This is a genomic window from Actinoplanes sp. NPDC049802 (genome assembly GCF_040656595.1).
Taxonomy (GTDB): domain Bacteria; phylum Actinomycetota; class Actinomycetes; order Mycobacteriales; family Micromonosporaceae; genus Actinoplanes.
In genome coordinates this window covers 1-16878 of the sequence record NZ_JBFAMR010000115.1, presented here as the reverse complement: position 1 = coordinate 16878, position 16878 = coordinate 1, and the positions used below count along the sequence as shown (strand labels likewise).

Annotated in this window: 15 protein-coding genes and 1 pseudogene; 6 read left to right on the top strand and 10 right to left on the bottom strand. The window is 72.4% G+C overall.

What is annotated here, in order from left to right; translation table 11 throughout:
- A pseudogene (locus AB0I88_RS38775) lies at window positions 1-344 on the bottom strand (hypothetical protein); the annotation flags it as partial.
- A gap of 249 nt (window positions 345-593) precedes the next feature.
- Between AB0I88_RS38775 and AB0I88_RS38770 the strand changes: the two are divergent.
- Window positions 594-1148, top strand: coding sequence for a DUF6584 family protein (locus AB0I88_RS38770; protein WP_361036830.1), 555 nt, complete (start codon window positions 594-596; stop codon window positions 1146-1148).
- A 152-nt stretch (window positions 1149-1300) separates the two neighbouring features.
- On the opposite strand, the gene AB0I88_RS38765 is transcribed toward AB0I88_RS38770, so the two are convergent.
- Window positions 1301-1951 (bottom strand): pentapeptide repeat-containing protein, encoded by a 651-nt coding sequence (locus AB0I88_RS38765; RefSeq protein ID WP_361036828.1) that lies wholly within the window; start codon window positions 1949-1951, stop codon window positions 1301-1303.
- A 98-nt stretch (window positions 1952-2049) separates the two neighbouring features.
- Here AB0I88_RS38765 and AB0I88_RS38760 point away from each other — a divergent pair, with 98 nt between their 5' ends.
- Complete coding sequence (locus AB0I88_RS38760) at window positions 2050-3162, top strand: hypothetical protein (protein WP_361036826.1); 1113 nt, start codon at window positions 2050-2052, stop codon at window positions 3160-3162.
- A 316-nt stretch (window positions 3163-3478) separates the two neighbouring features.
- Window positions 3479-4390, top strand: a complete 912-nt coding sequence (gene purU / locus AB0I88_RS38755; protein WP_361036832.1) for a formyltetrahydrofolate deformylase — start codon at window positions 3479-3481, stop codon at window positions 4388-4390.
- Between the two features lie 6 nt (window positions 4391-4396).
- Here the strand turns inward: purU and AB0I88_RS38750 are convergent, their stop codons facing one another.
- The 6 genes from AB0I88_RS38750 to AB0I88_RS38725 all read right to left on the bottom strand — a co-directional run bounded on the left by AB0I88_RS38750 (window position 4397) and on the right by AB0I88_RS38725 (window position 12174).
- Window positions 4397-5377: a hypothetical protein gene (locus tag AB0I88_RS38750; protein WP_361036824.1), complete on the bottom strand. Its 981-nt coding sequence runs from the start codon at window positions 5375-5377 to the stop codon at window positions 4397-4399.
- An 84-nt stretch (window positions 5378-5461) separates the two neighbouring features.
- Window positions 5462-6595 (bottom strand): aminotransferase class I/II-fold pyridoxal phosphate-dependent enzyme, encoded by a 1134-nt coding sequence (locus AB0I88_RS38745; protein ID WP_361036822.1) that lies wholly within the window; start codon window positions 6593-6595, stop codon window positions 5462-5464.
- A gap of 9 nt (window positions 6596-6604) precedes the next feature.
- Entirely contained in the window at window positions 6605-7009 is a 405-nt protein-coding gene (locus AB0I88_RS38740; RefSeq protein ID WP_361036820.1) for a hypothetical protein, read from the bottom strand.
- Window positions 7010-7057: 48 nt separating this feature from the next.
- A complete protein-coding gene (locus tag AB0I88_RS38735; protein WP_361036818.1) occupies window positions 7058-10093 on the bottom strand; it encodes a serine/threonine-protein kinase in 3036 nt (1011 codons plus the stop codon).
- Between the two features lie 232 nt (window positions 10094-10325).
- Window positions 10326-10808, bottom strand: a complete 483-nt coding sequence (locus tag AB0I88_RS38730) for a DUF4265 domain-containing protein (RefSeq protein WP_361036816.1) — start codon at window positions 10806-10808, stop codon at window positions 10326-10328.
- A gap of 169 nt (window positions 10809-10977) precedes the next feature.
- A complete protein-coding gene (locus AB0I88_RS38725; protein ID WP_361036814.1) occupies window positions 10978-12174 on the bottom strand; it encodes an MFS transporter in 1197 nt (398 codons plus the stop codon).
- An 80-nt stretch (window positions 12175-12254) separates the two neighbouring features.
- On the opposite strand from AB0I88_RS38725, the gene AB0I88_RS38720 reads away from it, so the two are divergent.
- Together AB0I88_RS38720 and AB0I88_RS38715 are read left to right on the top strand one after the other, a co-directional pair.
- Window positions 12255-13157 (top strand): LysR family transcriptional regulator, encoded by a 903-nt coding sequence (locus AB0I88_RS38720; RefSeq protein WP_361036812.1) that lies wholly within the window; start codon window positions 12255-12257, stop codon window positions 13155-13157.
- Window positions 13158-13168: 11 nt separating this feature from the next.
- The gene (locus AB0I88_RS38715) at window positions 13169-14095 is read left to right on the top strand and encodes a serine hydrolase (RefSeq protein ID WP_361036810.1); all 927 of its coding nucleotides are present in this window, start codon (window positions 13169-13171) and stop codon (window positions 14093-14095) included.
- A 136-nt stretch (window positions 14096-14231) separates the two neighbouring features.
- Here AB0I88_RS38715 and AB0I88_RS38710 read toward each other — a convergent pair whose 3' ends face one another.
- Together AB0I88_RS38710 and AB0I88_RS38705 are read right to left on the bottom strand one after the other, a co-directional pair.
- Entirely contained in the window at window positions 14232-14657 is a 426-nt protein-coding gene (locus tag AB0I88_RS38710; protein WP_361036808.1) for an Hsp20/alpha crystallin family protein, read from the bottom strand.
- A 175-nt stretch (window positions 14658-14832) separates the two neighbouring features.
- Window positions 14833-15381 (bottom strand): flavin reductase family protein, encoded by a 549-nt coding sequence (locus AB0I88_RS38705; protein WP_361036806.1) that lies wholly within the window; start codon window positions 15379-15381, stop codon window positions 14833-14835.
- A gap of 74 nt (window positions 15382-15455) precedes the next feature.
- Between AB0I88_RS38705 and AB0I88_RS38700 the strand changes: the two genes are divergently transcribed.
- The gene (locus AB0I88_RS38700; RefSeq protein WP_361036804.1) at window positions 15456-16760 is read left to right on the top strand and encodes a radical SAM protein; all 1305 of its coding nucleotides are present in this window, start codon (window positions 15456-15458) and stop codon (window positions 16758-16760) included.
- The last annotated feature ends 118 nt before the right edge of the window (window positions 16761-16878 follow it).

The window sequence follows — 16878 nt, the reverse complement described above, 5'->3', positions numbered from 1 at the left end:
GGGTGGCTGGGCGGCAGGGTGCCGGGGTGGCTGGGCGGCAGGGTGCCGGGGTGGCTGGGCGGCAGGGTGCCGGGGTGGCTGGGCGGCGGGGTGCCCAGGGTGCCGGGGTGGCTGCGCGGCTGGGCGGCTGGGCGGCGGGGTGCCCAGGGTGCCGGGATGGCAGGGCGGCAGGGTGCCGGGATGGCAGGGCGGCAGGGTGCCGGGATGGCAGGGCGGCGGGGCGCCCAGGGCGCCGGGGTGGCTGGGTGGCAGGGCGGCTGGGTGGCAGGGTGCCGGGGCGCACCGTTGGTGCGCTGTGGGCGCCCGCCCGGCGGGCAGACGGGGCCGAGCGGTTCGGCACGCATGCAGGGCACTGTGCGGTCGCTCACGAGTGTCACAGCGGTGTTGGGGGCGCACCGTCGGTGCGCTGCGCGCGCCTGCCCGCCCGCCCGCCCGGCGCGCGGGCGGGCAGGCGGGCGGGAGCGGGGCGGCGATTTGGCCGGCAGGGCTTTGCGTGGTCGCGGCGGGACCGGGACCGGAGATCCGCGGTCGGGCCGGTGGCGGGCGGATCTTCTCACCGGGGCGTGCTGGACGGTGGTGGACACAATCTGGGCATGGCGAAACCCGAAGTCTTGTCGCGAGTGGATGCCGACCTCGAGCGTGGCGACATCCGTCTCGCCACCCAGCGGCTGGCCGGTCTTCTCGCGGCTGATCCCCAGGACCTTGAGCTGCGCTCCCGTCTCGCTGACGTCTACCGTGGGGCAGGCAACGCCGCCGAGGCGGGCCGTTGGGGGTTTCTGACCGAGGGCGCCGAGCCCCACGAGATCGAGGCGTTCGCCAGGAAACACCGGCTCGCCAGGGACCGGCTGCGCCTGCTCCTGTTGCGGGGCGAGAATCCGCGCGGGCTGGGACCGCTGGCCGAGCCACGCTACGCCGACCTCGCCGCGCTGGCCGCCGCCGAGGTCCGCCCAGGGGTTCTGCGCCCGGAGGCCGGTTTCCCGGCCGTCGAGCAGGCCGCTCCGGCGCCCGTGGTTCCCTCGTCGTCGCGGTCGGGCCGGCTCGATGCCGACGTCCTCAACGTGCTCATGCTCTTCGGGTTCGTGGCGGTGGCCATCGGCATCTTCATCTACGAGGTCATCGTCGCGATCTATCACGCAGTGACCCCGTGACCGGGGTGGTGGGCATTTTCGGCCATGATGCCGAGGCTGTCGTCGGGGTCTGGCACGTTGTGGGTGTGTGACCGGGGGTGATCAGTGTTTCCCGGCGATGATGCCGGGGGTGCCGTGGCGGTCTGGCAGGTTGTGGGTGTGTGACTGGGTGGTCAGTGTTTCTCGACGATGATGCCGAGGGCGCCGGCCAGCGTGTAGGAGAGGGCGAGCAGGTCGTCGGGGTGGATTATCGCGCCCTGCCAGCTGGTGATGCCGCCGATGCCGGACAGGTCGCAGCGCTGGAAGCGGGCGCCTCTCATGCCGGCGTTGCTGAACTGGGCGCCGGTCAGGTCGCAGTCGGTGAAGCGGGCGCCGCGCAGGTCGGCGTTGGTGAAGTCGGCGCCGGACAGATTGCAGGAGGCGAAGGCCACGGCGTCGAGGCGGGTGTTGCGCCAGTTGGTCAGGTCCAGCTTGCAGTCGGTGAAGGCGGCGTCGCGCAGGACGGCACCGTTGACGGCGAGGCCGGTCATCCGGCAGTCGCGGACGGCGAGGCGTTCGGCCGAGCCGTTCTCCAGGCGCAGGTTGGACCAGTCGGAGCGTTCCACCAGGCAGTCGGTGAGGCGGGTCCTCGGCAGGGTCGAGCCGGCCAGCCGGGTGGTGCGGAACCGGCACTGGATGAATTCGACCGACTGCGCGAACAGCCCGCTCAGGTCGGTGTCGTCGTAGACGAGGCGTTCGTACAGGCCTTCGGAGTCGAGGCCGGTATCGGCGGCCGCCGTTTCGGCGGGCGGGACCGGTGGGCGGGGCGGTGAGGTGCGGGACACGATACGAGAATCCCGTACCCACATAGGTAAAAGTTCTTCGGGTGCCCGGTCCGGGATCCCCGGGTCGTGATCAGGTCGGTCGTGTGCTGATGACAACCATGGCTCTGATCGGGACCTTGATGATGCCGGCGGCGGCGACCGGAGCAGCCACGGACGACCCGCCCGCCCGGCTGGCCGCGGGAAACGCCCACACCTGTGTGCTGGACGGCGGCGGCCGGGCCTTCTGCTGGGGCTACAACTATCAGGGCCAGCTGGGCCATAGCGGCACCGCGAACCGGGCGCGGCCGATCGCGGTGAGAACGCACGCCGGGGTGGTCCTCGCCCAGATCGCCGCGGGCGACGGGCACACGTGCGGGCTGGCGAAGAACGGCCGGGCCTACTGCTGGGGCGACGGCCGGCTCGGCCAGCTGGGCCACGGGGGAGTCGCGGACCAGCGGATTCCGGCGGCGGTGAAGGGGCCGGCGTTCACCCGGATCACCGCGGGCGACGACCACACGTGCGGGCTGGGCGGCGACGGCCGGGCCTACTGCTGGGGCAGCGGGGAGTACGGCCAGACGGGTACCGGAGATCTTGCGGGCCGGCCGGCGCCGGTGGCGGTGAAAGGGCCCGCGTTCACCCAGGTCAGCGCCGGTGGCGTGCACACGTGCGGGCTGGCCCGCGACGGTAGGGCCTACTGCTGGGGCAACGGCGTCTACGGGCAGCTCGGTGACGGCGGTGCGGCGAACCGGCCTGCGCCGGTGGCGGTACGGGGGCCGGTGTTCAGCGCGCTCGCGGCCGGGCGTTATCACACGTGCGGGCTGGGCCGTGACGGCACAGCCTACTGCTGGGGTGAGGGTACGTCCGGTGAGCTGGGTGACGGCGGGGCGATGACCCGCTCCCGGCCGGTGGCGGTGAGGTCGCCGGCCGGGGTGAGGTTCACGACGCTCGCCGCCGGCAGCGGCCACACGTGCGGGCTCGCCGGCGATCGCAGGACCTACTGCTGGGGTGAGGGCGGTTCCGGGGAGCTCGGCTACGGCGGCCGTGAGCGCCGATTGACGCCGGTGGCCGTCAAGGGGCCGGCGTTCTCCCAGCTGTCGGCCGGGGACAGCCACACGTGCGGGCTCGCCGGCCCCCGGGCCTACTGCTGGGGTGAGGGACAGTACGGCAAGCTGGGCGACGGCAACGTCGCCTACCGGACCGTGCCGGTAGCGGTGGCCCCCGCGAAAGGGTGACCGGGGTCATCAGCCCGGCCCCCGCGAAAGGGTGACCGGGGCCATCAACCCGGCGGCCGGGGAAGGTGACCGAGGTCATCAGCCCGGCGGCCGCGTCGCGGCCGTGCCCCGGCAGCGCCTCGCGGGGAACCGGCGGAACGGCCGTTGTCCGGCGGGGGCGGCCCCGTGCGTACGGATGAATGGTCTGTGGGTGACTCGTACCTCGTGGCGCCGCCCTGATGGGATAGGGGTCGGCAAGGTCGGGATAAATTTTTAGACTGCGGTGGCCGCGGCCGCCGGGCCCGACGACCCTGAGGAAGGACGCCTCGACGTGACCCTGACCCAGCACGCCCCCGCGCAGCACGTGTACCCGCAGGGGGAGCGCCCGCAGACCGCCGACCAGGCCGTGCTGATCGTGCACGGACGCGATCGGACCGGCATCGTGGCGGCGATCAGCGCGGTGCTCGGTCGGCACGGGGCGAACATCGTCTCGCTGGACCAGTATTCGGACAATCCGCACGGTGGGGCCTTCTTCCAGCGGACCGTCTTCGGGCGGGCCGACCTCAAGGCGGCGTTGCCGGCGATCGAGGAGGACCTGCGTAACGAGGTGGCGAACGGGTTCGAGCTGGAGTACACGCTGCGGGACCTCTCGGCGCCGAAACGGGTGGCGATCTTCGCTTCCAAGACCGATCACTGCCTGCTCGATCTGCTGTGGCGGCACCGGCGCGGCGAGTTGCCGATCAACATCGCGATGGTGATCTCGAACCACGCGCACTCGGCCGACGAGGTGCGTTCCTTCGGGATCCCGTTCTTTCACGTGCCGTCGCAGGGCGCGGACAAGTCGGCCGCCGAGGCGCAGCATCTGCAGTTGCTCACCGGCAACGTCGACTTCATCGTGCTGGCCCGTTACATGCAGATCCTGTCCGCCGGCTTCATCGAGCGGGTGGGCGTGCCGATCATCAACATCCACCACAGTTTCCTGCCGGCGTTCATCGGCGCCGACCCGTACGCGAAGGCCAGGCACCGTGGCGTCAAGCTGGTCGGTGCCACCGCGCACTACGTGACCGAGCATCTGGACGAGGGCCCGATCATCGAGCAGGACGTGGTCCGGGTGAACCACGCGCACACGGTCGCCGAGTTGCGCCGCCGGGGCGCCGACGTGGAGCGGGCGGTGCTGTCGCGGGCGGTGCTGTGGCACGCCGAGGACCGGGTCATCCGGCACGGCAACCAGACGATCGTCTTCCAGTAGCTCGCCCTACCGTCGCCACCAGGGCCGGCGTGGCGTGCGGGCGGCGCCGCGGACGGTGGCGTGCGGGTCGGTGACCGTGATCGGGGCGGGCAGCCCGGCCCCGCGCAGCGCCCAGTCCAGCCCGGCTTCCTCGCCGGCCAGCACCACGGCGCCGACGTCGGCCGGGCTGACCTCGGCGTCGGCCAGCACCTGCTTGATCACTTCGGGCATCCGGTCGAGGTGGGCGGCGATCGCGATGGCCAGGTCGTCGCGGGTCAGCACGACCGCCTGGTACGGCTCGGGCAGCAGCATGGGGGCCCGTGGCTGCACGGCCAGCAGGGCCCGGGTCTGCTCGACCTCGCGGGTGAACCGCCAGTCGTCGGGGTCGGCGTCGGCGCCGGCCCGGGCCGCGGCGATCCGCAGCAGGGCCTCGTCGACGGCCGGGGCACCGGGGGCGCGGACCGGGGCGGCGGACAGTTGCCGGTAGCCGTCGCCGCCGGCCAGCACGGCCAGTTCCGGCCAGGCCGTGCCGGTGACCGCGACTAGCACGATCCGGGTGCCGGCGAGGGCGGCGAGGGCGGCACCCGCGGTGGTCACCCGGGGTTGTGGAAGGCGTGCCGTGAACGCGGCCCGGGCCAGCCGTTGCAGGGCCGGCTCACTCCAGGCGTGCGCGGTGACCAGGGTGAGGGCGGTGACCCGGCGGGGGGCGTGCTCGGCGACGTGGGCCAGGACCGCGGCGACGGCGGTCACCGGATCGAAGCTCGGATCGGAGGTGCCGCCGTGGCGCAGCAGGGTCATCGGGTCGGGGCGGTAGCCGTCCGGGCGGAACGCGCCGGCGGTCAGGGCCGCAGTGCCGGCCCGGTAGGTGTCACCGTCGTGGAAGACACCGCTGGGGGAGCGACCGCGGCCGTCGAGGATCAGCGGCTGGACGGTGCCGGCGGACTCGAACACCGCGGTGATCCACCAGGCGCCGATGTCGACGACGAGGTGAAGATCTGTCGCGGCCATGCCGGGAAGTGTCGCAAATGGACTGACGTTTCACCGCGACGGTCCGGGTTTTCCCCAGATGATGAGAGATCATGCCGTTCGTTGTTAATTCGTAATAGTTTGTTCACTTATGAACTTCGTGAGGCGGCTCAGGATCTCCTCCATCACCGGGCGGGACGTCGCGAAGTTCAGCCGGGCGAAACCCTCACCACCCGGGCCGAACTGCGGGCCCGGGCTGAGCAGCACCCGGGCCTCGTCCCGGATCCGGGCGGCCGGATCCGGGCCCAGATCGCGCAGATCGAGCCAGGACAGGTAGGTGCCCTCCGGCTCGTGCAACCGTCCGGGCAGCGCGGCCATCAACATCCGCCTGTTCCGCTCCAGCAGCGCCAGGACCTCGGCCAGCCACGGGTCGCCGTGTTCCCAGGCGGCCAGCGTGCCCAGCAGGCCCAGCGAGCCGGGCTGGCCCAGCAGCAGCGGAGGCAGCATGTCCAGCGCCCGGCGGACCGTCGGCGCCGCCACGTCGGCGACCGCGCAGCGCAGCCCGGCCAGGTTGAACGCCTTGCTCGCCGAGGTGAGCGTGACCGTCCGGTCCGGCGCGAACGGGGCGAACGGCAGGAACCGGTGCGGCGCGTACGTCAGATCGGCGTGGATCTCGTCGGCGATCACGATCATGTGATGGCGTTCGGCCAGCTCGGCGATCGTCGTCAGCTCCGAACGGGTGAAGACCCGGCCCGTCGGGTTCTGCGGGTTGACCAGGATCAGTATCCGGCAGCGGTGGTGACGCAGGTCCACGTCCATCCGGTCGGCGTCGAACGTGCGGCCGTCCACCATCGGGATCGGCAGCAGGCGGCGGCCCATCCGCTCGATCGTCTCCAGGAACGGCGGATAGCTCGGTGTGTGGACGGCCACCGTGTCACCGGCCTCGGTCGCCACGTACAGGATCGCCTGCAACGCCTGGATGACCTCGGTGAACAGCCGGACACCGGCCGGGTCGGGAGTGTGGCCGTAGAGCCGGGCGGTCCGGGCGACATACGCCCCCACCAGGGGATTGTCCCGCGGATCGGCTTCCCACGCCGGATAGCCCAGATCGGTCCGCGCCGCCTCGACGATCACGTCGCGGACCGGATCGGGGATCGGGAAGTCCATGTCGGCGATCCACGCCGGGATCGCGCCGTCTGCCTGCGCCCATTTGATCCCCGGCCGGGCTGAAAGGGTAGGGATGTCGATGTCGTCCAGCATGCGACCAGGCTAGCCCGCTCTCCGCCGCCGTGCGTCGAACCACAGCCCGAGACCGGTGGCCACCGCGCCCACCGCCTCCCACACCGCCACCCCGAGGAAGCCGCCCGGCGCCACCCCGGTCGCCACCAGGCTGCTGAACACCGTGAACGTGAGCAGCCGGAACGGCACCGTGAACCGGAAGAACGGCCGCCACTCGGTCGCCGTCGCCACCAGGTAGTACACGCCCATGTTCAACGAGGCCATCGACGAGGCCGTCGCGAAGGTGCGGCCCGCCCCGTCCAGGCTGTCGTAACCGACGCTCGCCGCCACCGTCGCCGGTGAGGCGATCCCGACGACCCCGAACACCGCGGCCATCGCGCCGAAGACGGCGATCGTCCACCCCGCGATCGAGCGCGGTACCAAGATCCGAAACATATCGAGGACTGTAAGGCGCGCCGCGGGATGGAAAGAATTCACCCCTCGTCACCGGCAGGCCGGCTCGTACGGCAGGGACGGCACGTGGGCCGGCCACTCGCCCGCGCCGAGACCGGTGGCCCGGGCGCACGCCGCCGCCAGCGGGTCGGCGAGCACCGCCCGCAGCGCGGTCAGGTCGAAGATCTGGATGCCGTTCAGGTCGGCGGTGACCAGAAGCGGCTGGGACGGGCTGAGCGCCGACCCGGTGTGCATGCCGGGCAGCACCGCCACCGGCAGCGGATCCGCGTCGCCGGACAGCGCCCACAGTTCGGTGCCGCTGCCGCTGGTGAGGGCCAGCAACGTACGGTCCACGCTCAGCGACAGGGTGGTGACCATGGTTCCGGGCGTCCGCTCCCGTGGGGCGGACCGCATCACCGGCACCCCGTTGCGCGACGACCAGGTCAGCACGTCCCGGTGCACCCCCACGACCAGCCCGTCGCGTGACGTCACCTGAAGGAACCCGCCCTGCCCGGCGAGCGACGTCATGGCCCGGGGACTGGTCGGGTCGGTCAGGTCCCACGTGGTCAGCGCCGACTCGGTGCCGCCGTTGTCGTCCGCGACGACCAGAGCCCCGGTACGCGTGTCGAACGCCGCGACCGCGTTCCGGGACGCCGGAACGGCCCCGAGGATCTCCGGCGCCGGCGTCACCCGGTAGATCAGCACCCGCGATCCCGGGTCCAGCACGGCGGCCAGCCCGCGCTCCGGATCGAGGTCGAGCACCGGCCGCACCCCGTCCAGCAGCACCCGCGGCTCGGCCCCGGACAGGTCGATCACCGCGCCTCCGGTCAGGACCAGCGTCTCGGCCCGCCCGAGCCGCAGCCGGGACGCCCCGCGCACGGCCAGCGGCGGCCGCGCCTGAACCGGGCGGGCCGGATCCCGTACGTCGAGGAACGCGGTCCGGGCCGCCGTCGACACCGCCACCACCCCGCCCGCCGACACGGTCACCTGCCGGAACCGGTCCACCTCGCCGGGCAGCGCGGCCAGCCGGGGCGGCGTCAGCGGATCGAGCCGCCACAGCGCCGCCGACGTCCGCGCACCCTCCCAGCCGGCGGTGAGCACCCGGCTCCCGTCCGGCGCGAAGTCGATCGACGACGCCCAGCCGCCGTCGCGGCGCAGGTTCCGGATCGGCACCGCCTGATCGGGTACGGCAACACTCCACAGCGCTATCGCGCGTTCGCCGCCGCCGACCGCGAGGACCGTGCCGGTACGGTCGAAGGCCACCGCTGTGGGCGGCTCCTGCTCCGCACCGAGCGCGCCCCGGTAGCGTGGTCTCGCCGGATCGCTCACGTCGTAGAACCGGATCCCGTCGCTGACCGTCGCCGCGGCGAGCGTCCTGCCGTCCGGGCTGAACGCCAGGTGCAGCACCGCGTTCGCGTCCTCGAGCACCGCCACCTGCCGGGCCGGCCGGTCCGGCGGCGTCGACCACACGGTCAGCGACTCCCCGGACGCGACCGCCGCGAGCACCGTCCCGTCCGGGCTGAGCCGTGCCCCGCCCCGGGTGACGGCGCCCGCGTCCATCCGCCACACCGCCCGCGGCCGTGCCGGCTCCCGCACATCCCACAGCTCGATTTGATCGGAAGCGGTCAGCAGCCGTCCACCGTCGCCACTGAACTGCACACTGTCCCAGGCCCTGCCCGGGATCTCGGACAGCTCCCGGCCCCCGGCCACGTCCCAGATCCGCAGCCGAGCCCCGGCCGTGGCGAGCAGCCCGCCGTCCGGGCTGAACGACAGATCGGTGGTCTCCGCGTCCTCCACCGGCAGCGACGCCGCCCGGGTGAACCGGTGATCGGCGACCGTCCACAGATCCACCCGGTCCGCGCCGCCGGTCGCCACCATCGCCCCGTCCGGCCGGTACTCCACCGTGTGGACCGCCGGCCCGGCGCCCAGCTCTCCGTCGTACCCGGTGGCGAGGGCGGCGGTCACCGCCGCCCGCCCGCGCGGCGACGGGCTGATCGCCTCGGCGCTGACCGCCAGCCGCACGGCCAGCCCCGGATCGGTGTCCAGTACCTCGGCCGACCGGTTCAGCAGGTCCCGCTGCGCCAGCGCCCGGTCCTGCCGTTGCGCCCGGTCGTGGGAGCGGGCCAGCGCCACGCCGGACCCGGCCACCAGCACGGCGGCCAGCCCGGCCGCCACCGACCAGGCGATCCACCGCCGGGCCGGGCGGCCGGCGGCCTGCGCGGCCAGCGCCACCTTCCGCAGCTCCGGCGTCATGTCCGGGCCCGGCCGCCCGGCCGTCAGCAGCGCGTCGAGCAGCTGGGGCGCGGCCGGCCGCCGCTCCGGGTCCTTGGCGAGCGCCGACTCGACCAGGTGCCGCAACGGACCGGTCAGTCCGTCGAGGTCCGGCGGCTGGGTGAGGATCCGCCCGACGGTGGCCAGCGGCGACTCCGCGTGGAACGGGGTTCGCCCGGTCGCCGCGTAGCCGACCAGCACCCCCCACGCCCACACGTCGGCCGCCGGACCGACCCGTCCGCGTGCCGCGGTGTCCAGACACTCCGGCGCCAGATAGCCGATCGTCCCGACCACCTGATCAGGACCGGTCAGGTCGGCGCTCAGATCGGCGCCCCGCGCGATCCCGAAGTCGATCACTTTGGGCAGGCCGACGGCGAGCAGCACGTTCGCCGGTTTCAGATCCCGGTGCACCACTCCGGCGCCGTGGATGGCGACCAGGGCGGTGGCCACGCCGACCGCCACCGCGTACAGGTCGGAGGGGTTGAGGGCGCCGCGTTCCCGGACCACCTCGGCCAGGCTCGGCCCGTCCACGAACTCGACCACCAGATAGGGCGGATCGTGTTCCAGATCGGAGTGGAGCACCGCGGCCGTGCAGAACGGCGGCACCTGCCGGGCCCGTTTCACCTCGCTGCGGAACCGGGCCAGAAACCTCGGATCCGCCGACACCTCGGGCCGCACCACCTTGACGGCCACCTGCCGCCCGTCCGGATCCCGTCCCAGGTAGACCGTCCCCATGCCACCCGACCCGAGCCGCCCCAGCAGCACGACGTCGCCGAGCCGGACCGGATCACCGGCCACCAGCGGGGTCAGCGGCACGCGTCAGCCCTCATACCGGAAGTCTCGGCAGCCCGTGCCCCGCCGTCAACGCCGTTGTCTGGAACGATTCCAAAGCCGATCTCCGCGTGCCGCTTCCGGCTCTCCTTTCCGGTACGCGTGCCGCCGCCCCCTTCGAACGGGGACCGTTCCGTCTCGACGGCGCGATCTCCCTGCCACTCCAGCCGGTGCCGCGCCCGCCGGGCTGAGATCGACGGCCGGGCTCACCACGCGGTCAGGAGCTCCACCAGCGGTCGGTGCCGCACGCGACCTCGAAGTGCCACCAGCCGTTCGACCGGCCGTCGGCGAGAACCCGCTTGATCTCGCCGAAGTCGGCGTCGGCCGGCACGTCGAACGCCACCAGCGGCAGCTCCGCGCTGAACACCTCACCGCCCAGGTCGAAGCGGGTGAACACGGCGTGCACGGCCGCCGGGTCCGGGCCCAGCGCCCCGGACGGCAGCGGCAGCACCCGGACGACGCAGTGGCCGGAGGACTCGACCCGGCCGGCCGCCCAGTGCACGCCGTCGGCGTCCGTCTCGAACCGGATCACGTCGCCCTGAGCCACGCCGTCCTGGAGGAACGCCACGTTGTCCAGCCGGGCGGTGTCCTCGGTGAGCCGGGTCGCCCACAAACCCTCGGTGTCGTACGGCAGCCAGTCCGCCCTCGGCACGAACCGGAACCAGATCTTGATCGCTTCCCCCACCGGCGGTCCCTGCATGCCGCCGATGATCCTCGATCTCGCCCGCCCGCCGCCTCCCGCACACCGGATGAGATCCGGAACCTCGTCAGTGGCCGGCGCCGATGCGGGCATGCTGGTGCGATGGCGAGCCCGCGCGGGCGATCGGGATCGGGCCGCCTTCGCCACTCGCCCGGCCGTCCGAGCGGGATCACGCCCGGCGGGACAGGGCCGCGATGCCGGTCAGCAGCGCCAGCAGGACCGCCGCGAACCACGTCATCACGGTGACGATCCCGGTCACCTGGGAGGCGGCGCCGATGGCCAGCGCCGACACCGCCAGGGCCGCGTAGGCGATCAGGAACATGCCGGCCAGGGCGGCGCCGCGTTCGGCCGGGCCCGCCGCCGCCGCGACCGTGCCCAGCGACGCCTTGAACAGCACGCCCGAGCCGATGCCGGCGAGCGTCGCACCGGCCAGGAACAGCGGCAGGCCGGCCAGGTGCATGCCGGTGACCAGGACGACCACGCCGACGGCCTGAGCGGACAGGCCGAACACCGTCCTCGTGCGGGCCGTCCACGCCGTCGTCAGCGTCTGGGCGGCCGCCGAGCCGCCGAACACCGTGAACACGATCAGCCCGGCCAGCGCCCGCGACGGGTGGTGCAGTGTCCCGGCCACGAAGCCGGGCGCCACCGAGGTGAAGAATCCGAACACCGAGAACGCCGCGAACGTCCCGGCCGCCGCCGCCAGGTAGGCGGGCCCGCGGCCGGTGCTGACCCGCTGCGGCCGGTACCGGTAGCCGCCGGTGGTCCGCACCGTCTCCGGGGCCAGTGCCACCGCCACGATCGCGACGATCAGCAACACCACGAAGACGAGGTACGGGGTACGCAGCGGCCCCGTCACGAACTGGGCCAGGAACCCGGCCACCAGCGTGCCGAGCCCCAGGCCACCGATGTTCGCGGCGGTCGACACCACCTCGAAGCGGGTGCCGGATCCGCCCGGCCGGTCGGCGGTGTGCAGTTCGTGCAGGTGCGCCGTGGCGGTGGCGGTGATCACGCCGACGCCCAGACCGGTCAGGAACCGGGCCGCGAGCAGCAGCGGCAGCGACGTCCCGGCGAGGAACAGCAGCGCCGCCACCAGTTCCAGGGCCAGCGCGGGCAGCAGCACCCGGCGCCGGCCCAGCCGGTCCGACAGGTGGCCGGCCAGCACCAGGCTGACCACCACACCCACCGCGTACGCCGCGAACACGACCGTGACCAGCAGGGTGGACAGCCCGTACAGGGGGAACAGGGGCGCCGGGACGGTGGAGAACGCCATCGCGACGGCGAACGCGCCCGCCACCGCCCAGAATCCCGTCCCGTGCTGTGCCGTGCGTTCGATTCGCGGGATCCGGACCGCTTCCATCAGTGCCATGCGCCGACTGTCCGTCGCGCGATCATCACCGGCAACGAAAGTTCGTGCTCACACCGATCGCGATCGTTGATGATAGGTGGATGGAACTGCGCCAGCTCGAATACTTCGTCGCCGTCGCCGAGGAACAGCACTTCACCCGGGCCGCGGCCCGCCTGCACGTGGTCCAGTCGGCGGTGTCGGCCGCGATCAAGACGCTGGAACGCGAACTGGGCGTCCCGCTGCTGGACCGCAACGCCAAGAGCGTCCGCCTCACCGACGCCGGGGCCGCCCTGCTGCCGCGTGCCCGGATCGCCCTGGACGCGGCCCGCGACGCCCGCGACGCGGTGGCCGAGGTGCGCGGCGGGCTGCGCGGCACCCTGCGGATCGGCACCCTCGCGTCGATCCGGATCGTGGACCTGCCGGCCCTGCTCGGCGAGTACCACCGCCGCCACCCGGGGGTGCTGCTGCAGACCGCGGTGTCGCCGGGCGGATCCCGCGGCCTGATCGAGTTGCTGCAGGAGCACCGGCTCGACCTGGGGTTCGTGTCGGTGCCCGGCCCGCGCCCGGCCGGCCTGCACCTGACCGAGCTGACCAGCGCCGTCATGGACCTCGCCGTCCCGGCGGGGCATCCGCTCGACGGCCGGGCCGAAGTGGCCGTCGAGGAACTCGGGGGCCTCGGCTTCATCGACCTGCCCGTCGGCTACGGCAACCGGGACGTCGCCGACCGGGCGTTCGCCGAGGCGAGCGTCCGCCGGCACGTCACGATCGAGATCACCGACATCGGTACGAGCGCGGACTACGTACGAAACGGTCTCGGGGTCGCTCTTCTGCCGCGTTTCCTGTTGCGGGACGTGACCGGCATCGCGGTGATGCCGGTCACCGGCGCCGATCTGCGGTGGCCGTTGTCGCTGGCCGTTCCCGCCGCCCGCGCGCCCAGCGCGGCCGCGCGTGCCCTGATCGCGCTGACCGGCGAGTTCCTGCCGGAGGGCCGTGCCGATCGATAGAGTGTGCGCCCATGTGGTCAGTCCGGAACGTGGTCCTCGGCGTGGCGCTCGTCGCGACCCTCGGTGGCGGTGGCCTTATCGTGGCGCGGATGAACAGTGGGGGAGCGCCGGCGACGTCGCTGACCGGGGCAGGCGCCGCCCTCGCCGCGGTGGCGCCGTCGGTGCCGCCGAGCCCGGCCGGGCCGAGCGCCGCCGAACTGGCGGCCGCCGACCGGGCGAAACGGGTCAAGCAGCTGGACGCGGCGCTGAAGAAGCTGGCCGGCAGCACCCCCGACTTCGCGGTGGCGGTGCTGGACCGCAGGACCGGCCAGTCCTACCACTACCGTGGCAAGGTCAAGTTCGACACGGCCAGCATCGTCAAGGTCCAGGTCCTCACCTGCATGCTGCTCAAGGCGCAGGACGCCGGCCGCAAACCCACGTCGGCGGAGATGTCGCTGGCCAAGCCGATGATCCGGCTCAGTGACAACAACGCCACCACGGCCCTCTACAAACGGCTCGGCGGGCGGACCGCGGTCGGCAAGTGCAACAAACGACTGGGCCTGACCAGCACCGTCCTGAACAGCAGGTGGGGACTGACCCGCACCACGGCTGCCGACCAGGTGCGGCTGCTGTCCGAGCTCGTCGACACCTCGGGCCCGCTCAGCGCGAGTTCCCGCAAGACCGCGTTCACCCTGATGAACACGGTCGACAAGGCGCAGGACTGGGGTGTTCCGGCGGTCGCCCGCAAGGGCGAGATCTTCACGGTCAAGAACGGCTGGGACACCCGTTCCGCCGACGGCGGCCTGTGGGCGATCAACACGATCGGCCGGATCACCGCGAAGAACGGCGCCGTGGACGTGTCGGTCGCCGTCCTGTCGCACAACAACAAGTCGATGAACGCGGGTGTCGCCCTCGTGGAGAAGGTCGCCGAACTGACCCGCACCCACCTCAAGTACTGAGAGCACCGGCACCGCGCCGGTTCCCGGCCGCCGGGATGCCGCACCGTGTGGAGTCCGGTGCGGGCGTGCCGATGGTGGCCGTGCCGGGGTGGACGGCCACCATCGGCGCTCTTCGAGGCGCTGGGGCGCGACCGGGTCAGCTCTTGATCTGGCGGCGGCCGGTGTCACCCCGGCCGATCGCGATCCGGCGCGGCTTCGCCCGGTCCGACACCGGCAGGCGCAGCGTCAGCACCCCGTTGTCGTAGGTGGCTTCCAGCTTGCCGGCGTCCAGCGTGTCGCCGAGGAACAGCTGGCGGCTGAACACACCCATCGGCCGTTCGCTGATCACCGCCTCGACGCCGTCGCGGGCCTGGCGACGGCGCTCGGCGCGGACCTGGAGCACGTTGCGCTCGACGGTCACGTCGATCGAGTCGGGGTCGACGCCGGGCAGGTCGAAGTAGACGTAGAAGTCGTCGCCGTCGCGCTCGGCGTCGACGTGCATGACCGCCGGGCGGCTGGTCGTGCCGGCGAGTTGTTCGAAGAGCCGGTCGATGTCGCGGAACGGCTCGGTACGCATCAGCATGGTCATCTCCTCCTCGCGACTTGAGTGCCTACGACTCAACTTTTACCACGGATACGACACTCGTGTGGCGCTGTCAAGTCGGCGGGAGCGGACCCGAATCCTCCGACCGTAAGGGGCCCCCACTACCAGGAGGCCGCGCGGCAGCTCAGCCCGGCGCGGGCGGCACGGGCCGGAGTCACGCCCCGGTCGCCTGGCGCGGCGCGACGGGGTCGGTGCGGTTGAGGGCGGCCGGCCCCGTACCGATGAAGAAGTTCTTGTCGAGATGAATCAGCGGTTTGTCCGGGGTGCCGAGGATGACGTCGACGACCTCGGCTATGACCAGGGTGGAAGCTCCGACCGGAATGCGGTGCAGCGCGGTGGCGCGAAGGGCGGCGATCGCGCCGGACAGGTGCGGCTCGCCGGTCGGGAGGGTGACCCAGCCGTGTTCCGGGGCGAAACGCGCGGTTTCGGAGGAGGCGAAGTCGCGCGCCAGGGCGGCGTGGCCCGGGCCCAGCAGGTTGATCACGAAAGTGGGCGCGCCGAGCAGGGCGCGGCCGCGGCGGGAGCCCATCACCGAGAAGGACAGCGCGGGCGGATCGGTGGAGACGGACGCCACGCTGGAGGCGGTGAGACCGACCGGTCCGGCGGCCGTGATCACCGCCACCCCGGCGGCGTGGCGGCGGAAGGCAGCGCGGAGGAGCTCGCTGACCTGGGGCTCCGGGGGATGAACGGTGACGCTGGACACCGGGCAACCCTAGAACCTCAAGCCGGGTTGAGGTCAACCGGCGTGTTACGGTCCGACGCGGGAGGACGGCAAAGATGCAGACGCGTACGGATCTCGTTGAGGATCTCATGGGGCGGTTCCCCCACGTGCCGCGCGAGGCGGTGATCAAGGAAGACCTGTTGCGGGGCGGGCTGGCGTTCGACGACTCGGCGCTCACCGACAACGAGAACGGTGACGTGAAGCCGAAGTCGTACTTCATCTTCTCGTTCGACCACCGCACGCTGCCGGAGCTCGGCGAGGCGGCGCTGCGCCGCCCGCCGGAGGAGATCGTGCTCACCGGTGGGCCCTATGACCTGCGCCGCACCGTGGTGTCGGTGCGGATCAACCCGGCCTCGCCGTACCGGGTGAAGCCGGGCGACGACGGGCGGCTGAAGCTGTTCCTGGACGGGCGGGAGATCGCCGACGTCGGCCTGCCGCCGATGCCGGACTACTACCGGCACACGCTCACCAACGGCAAGCAGGTGATGGAGGTCGCCCCCACCATCCAGTGGGGTTACCTGGTCTATCTGACCGTCTTCCGGGTCTGTCAGTACTTCGGCGCGAAAGAGGAGTGCCAGTACTGCGACATCAACCACAACTGGCGCCAGCACAAGGCGGCCGGGCGGCCCTACACCGGGGTCAAACCGGTCGACGAGGTCCTCGAAGCGCTCGCGATCATCGACAAGTACGACACCGCGAAGACGTCGCACGCCTACACGCTGACCGGCGGCAGCGTCACCAGCAAGGTCGACGGGCTGGCCGAGGCCGACTTCTACGGCCGCTACGCGCAGGCGATCGAGGAGCGGTTCCCGGGCCGGTGGATCGGCAAGGTCGTCGCCCAGGCGCTGCCCAAGGAGGACGTGCAGCGGTTCTACGACTACGGCATCCGGATCTACCACCCGAACTACGAGGTGTGGGACAAATACCTCTTCGAGCGCTACTGCCCCGGTAAGGAGCGGTATGTCGGCCGGGAGGAGTGGCATCGCCGCATCCTCACCTCCGCCGAGGTCTTCGGGCCGCGCAACGTGATCCCCAACTTCGTGGCCGGCATCGAGATGGCCGCCCCGTTCGGCTTCACCACCGTCGACGAGGCGATCGCGTCGACCACCGAGGGCCTGCAATATTTCATGTCCCGGGGCATCACGCCGCGGTTCACCACCTGGTGCCCGGAGCCGACCACCCCACTGGGCAAGATGAACCCGGAAGGCGCCCCGCTGGAGTACCACATCCGGCTTCTCGAGGCGTACCGGGCGACCATGGAGGCCAACGGCCTGACCAGCCCGCCCGGCTACGGCCCGCCCGGCGCCGGCAACGCGGTGTTCTCGGTCAGCTCGTTCATGGACACGCTGCCCGCCGAGTGACCTCCGGGCCTCCGCCGGCCGGCGGCGCAGGGCTACACCACGCTGTGGTCGGACGGTTTCTTCTCCCGCAACGACAGCAGCGCCGACGACGTCGCGGCCCGCGCCGTCCAGGCCGCCC

What these genes read in the sequence shown, in the direction of transcription:
- AB0I88_RS38770 (WP_361036830.1), top strand. Translation starts at nt 594, where the DNA reads ATGGCGAAACCCGAAGTCTTGTCGCGAGTGGATGCCGACCTCGAGCGT.
- AB0I88_RS38760 (WP_361036826.1), top strand. Translation starts at nt 2,050, where the DNA reads ATGGCTCTGATCGGGACCTTGATGATGCCGGCGGCGGCGACCGGAGCA.
- AB0I88_RS38750 (WP_361036824.1), bottom strand. Translation starts at nt 5,377, where the DNA reads ATGGCCGCGACAGATCTTCACCTCGTCGTCGACATCGGCGCCTGGTGG.
- AB0I88_RS38745 (WP_361036822.1), bottom strand. Translation starts at nt 6,595, where the DNA reads ATGCTGGACGACATCGACATCCCTACCCTTTCAGCCCGGCCGGGGATC.
- AB0I88_RS38740 (WP_361036820.1), bottom strand. Translation starts at nt 7,009, where the DNA reads ATGTTTCGGATCTTGGTACCGCGCTCGATCGCGGGGTGGACGATCGCC.
- AB0I88_RS38730 (WP_361036816.1), bottom strand. Translation starts at nt 10,808, where the DNA reads ATGCAGGGACCGCCGGTGGGGGAAGCGATCAAGATCTGGTTCCGGTTC.
- AB0I88_RS38725 (WP_361036814.1), bottom strand. Translation starts at nt 12,174, where the DNA reads ATGGCACTGATGGAAGCGGTCCGGATCCCGCGAATCGAACGCACGGCA.
- AB0I88_RS38720 (WP_361036812.1), top strand. Translation starts at nt 12,255, where the DNA reads ATGGAACTGCGCCAGCTCGAATACTTCGTCGCCGTCGCCGAGGAACAG.
- AB0I88_RS38715 (WP_361036810.1), top strand. Translation starts at nt 13,169, where the DNA reads ATGTGGTCAGTCCGGAACGTGGTCCTCGGCGTGGCGCTCGTCGCGACC.
- AB0I88_RS38710 (WP_361036808.1), bottom strand. Translation starts at nt 14,657, where the DNA reads ATGCTGATGCGTACCGAGCCGTTCCGCGACATCGACCGGCTCTTCGAA.
- AB0I88_RS38700 (WP_361036804.1), top strand. Translation starts at nt 15,456, where the DNA reads ATGCAGACGCGTACGGATCTCGTTGAGGATCTCATGGGGCGGTTCCCC.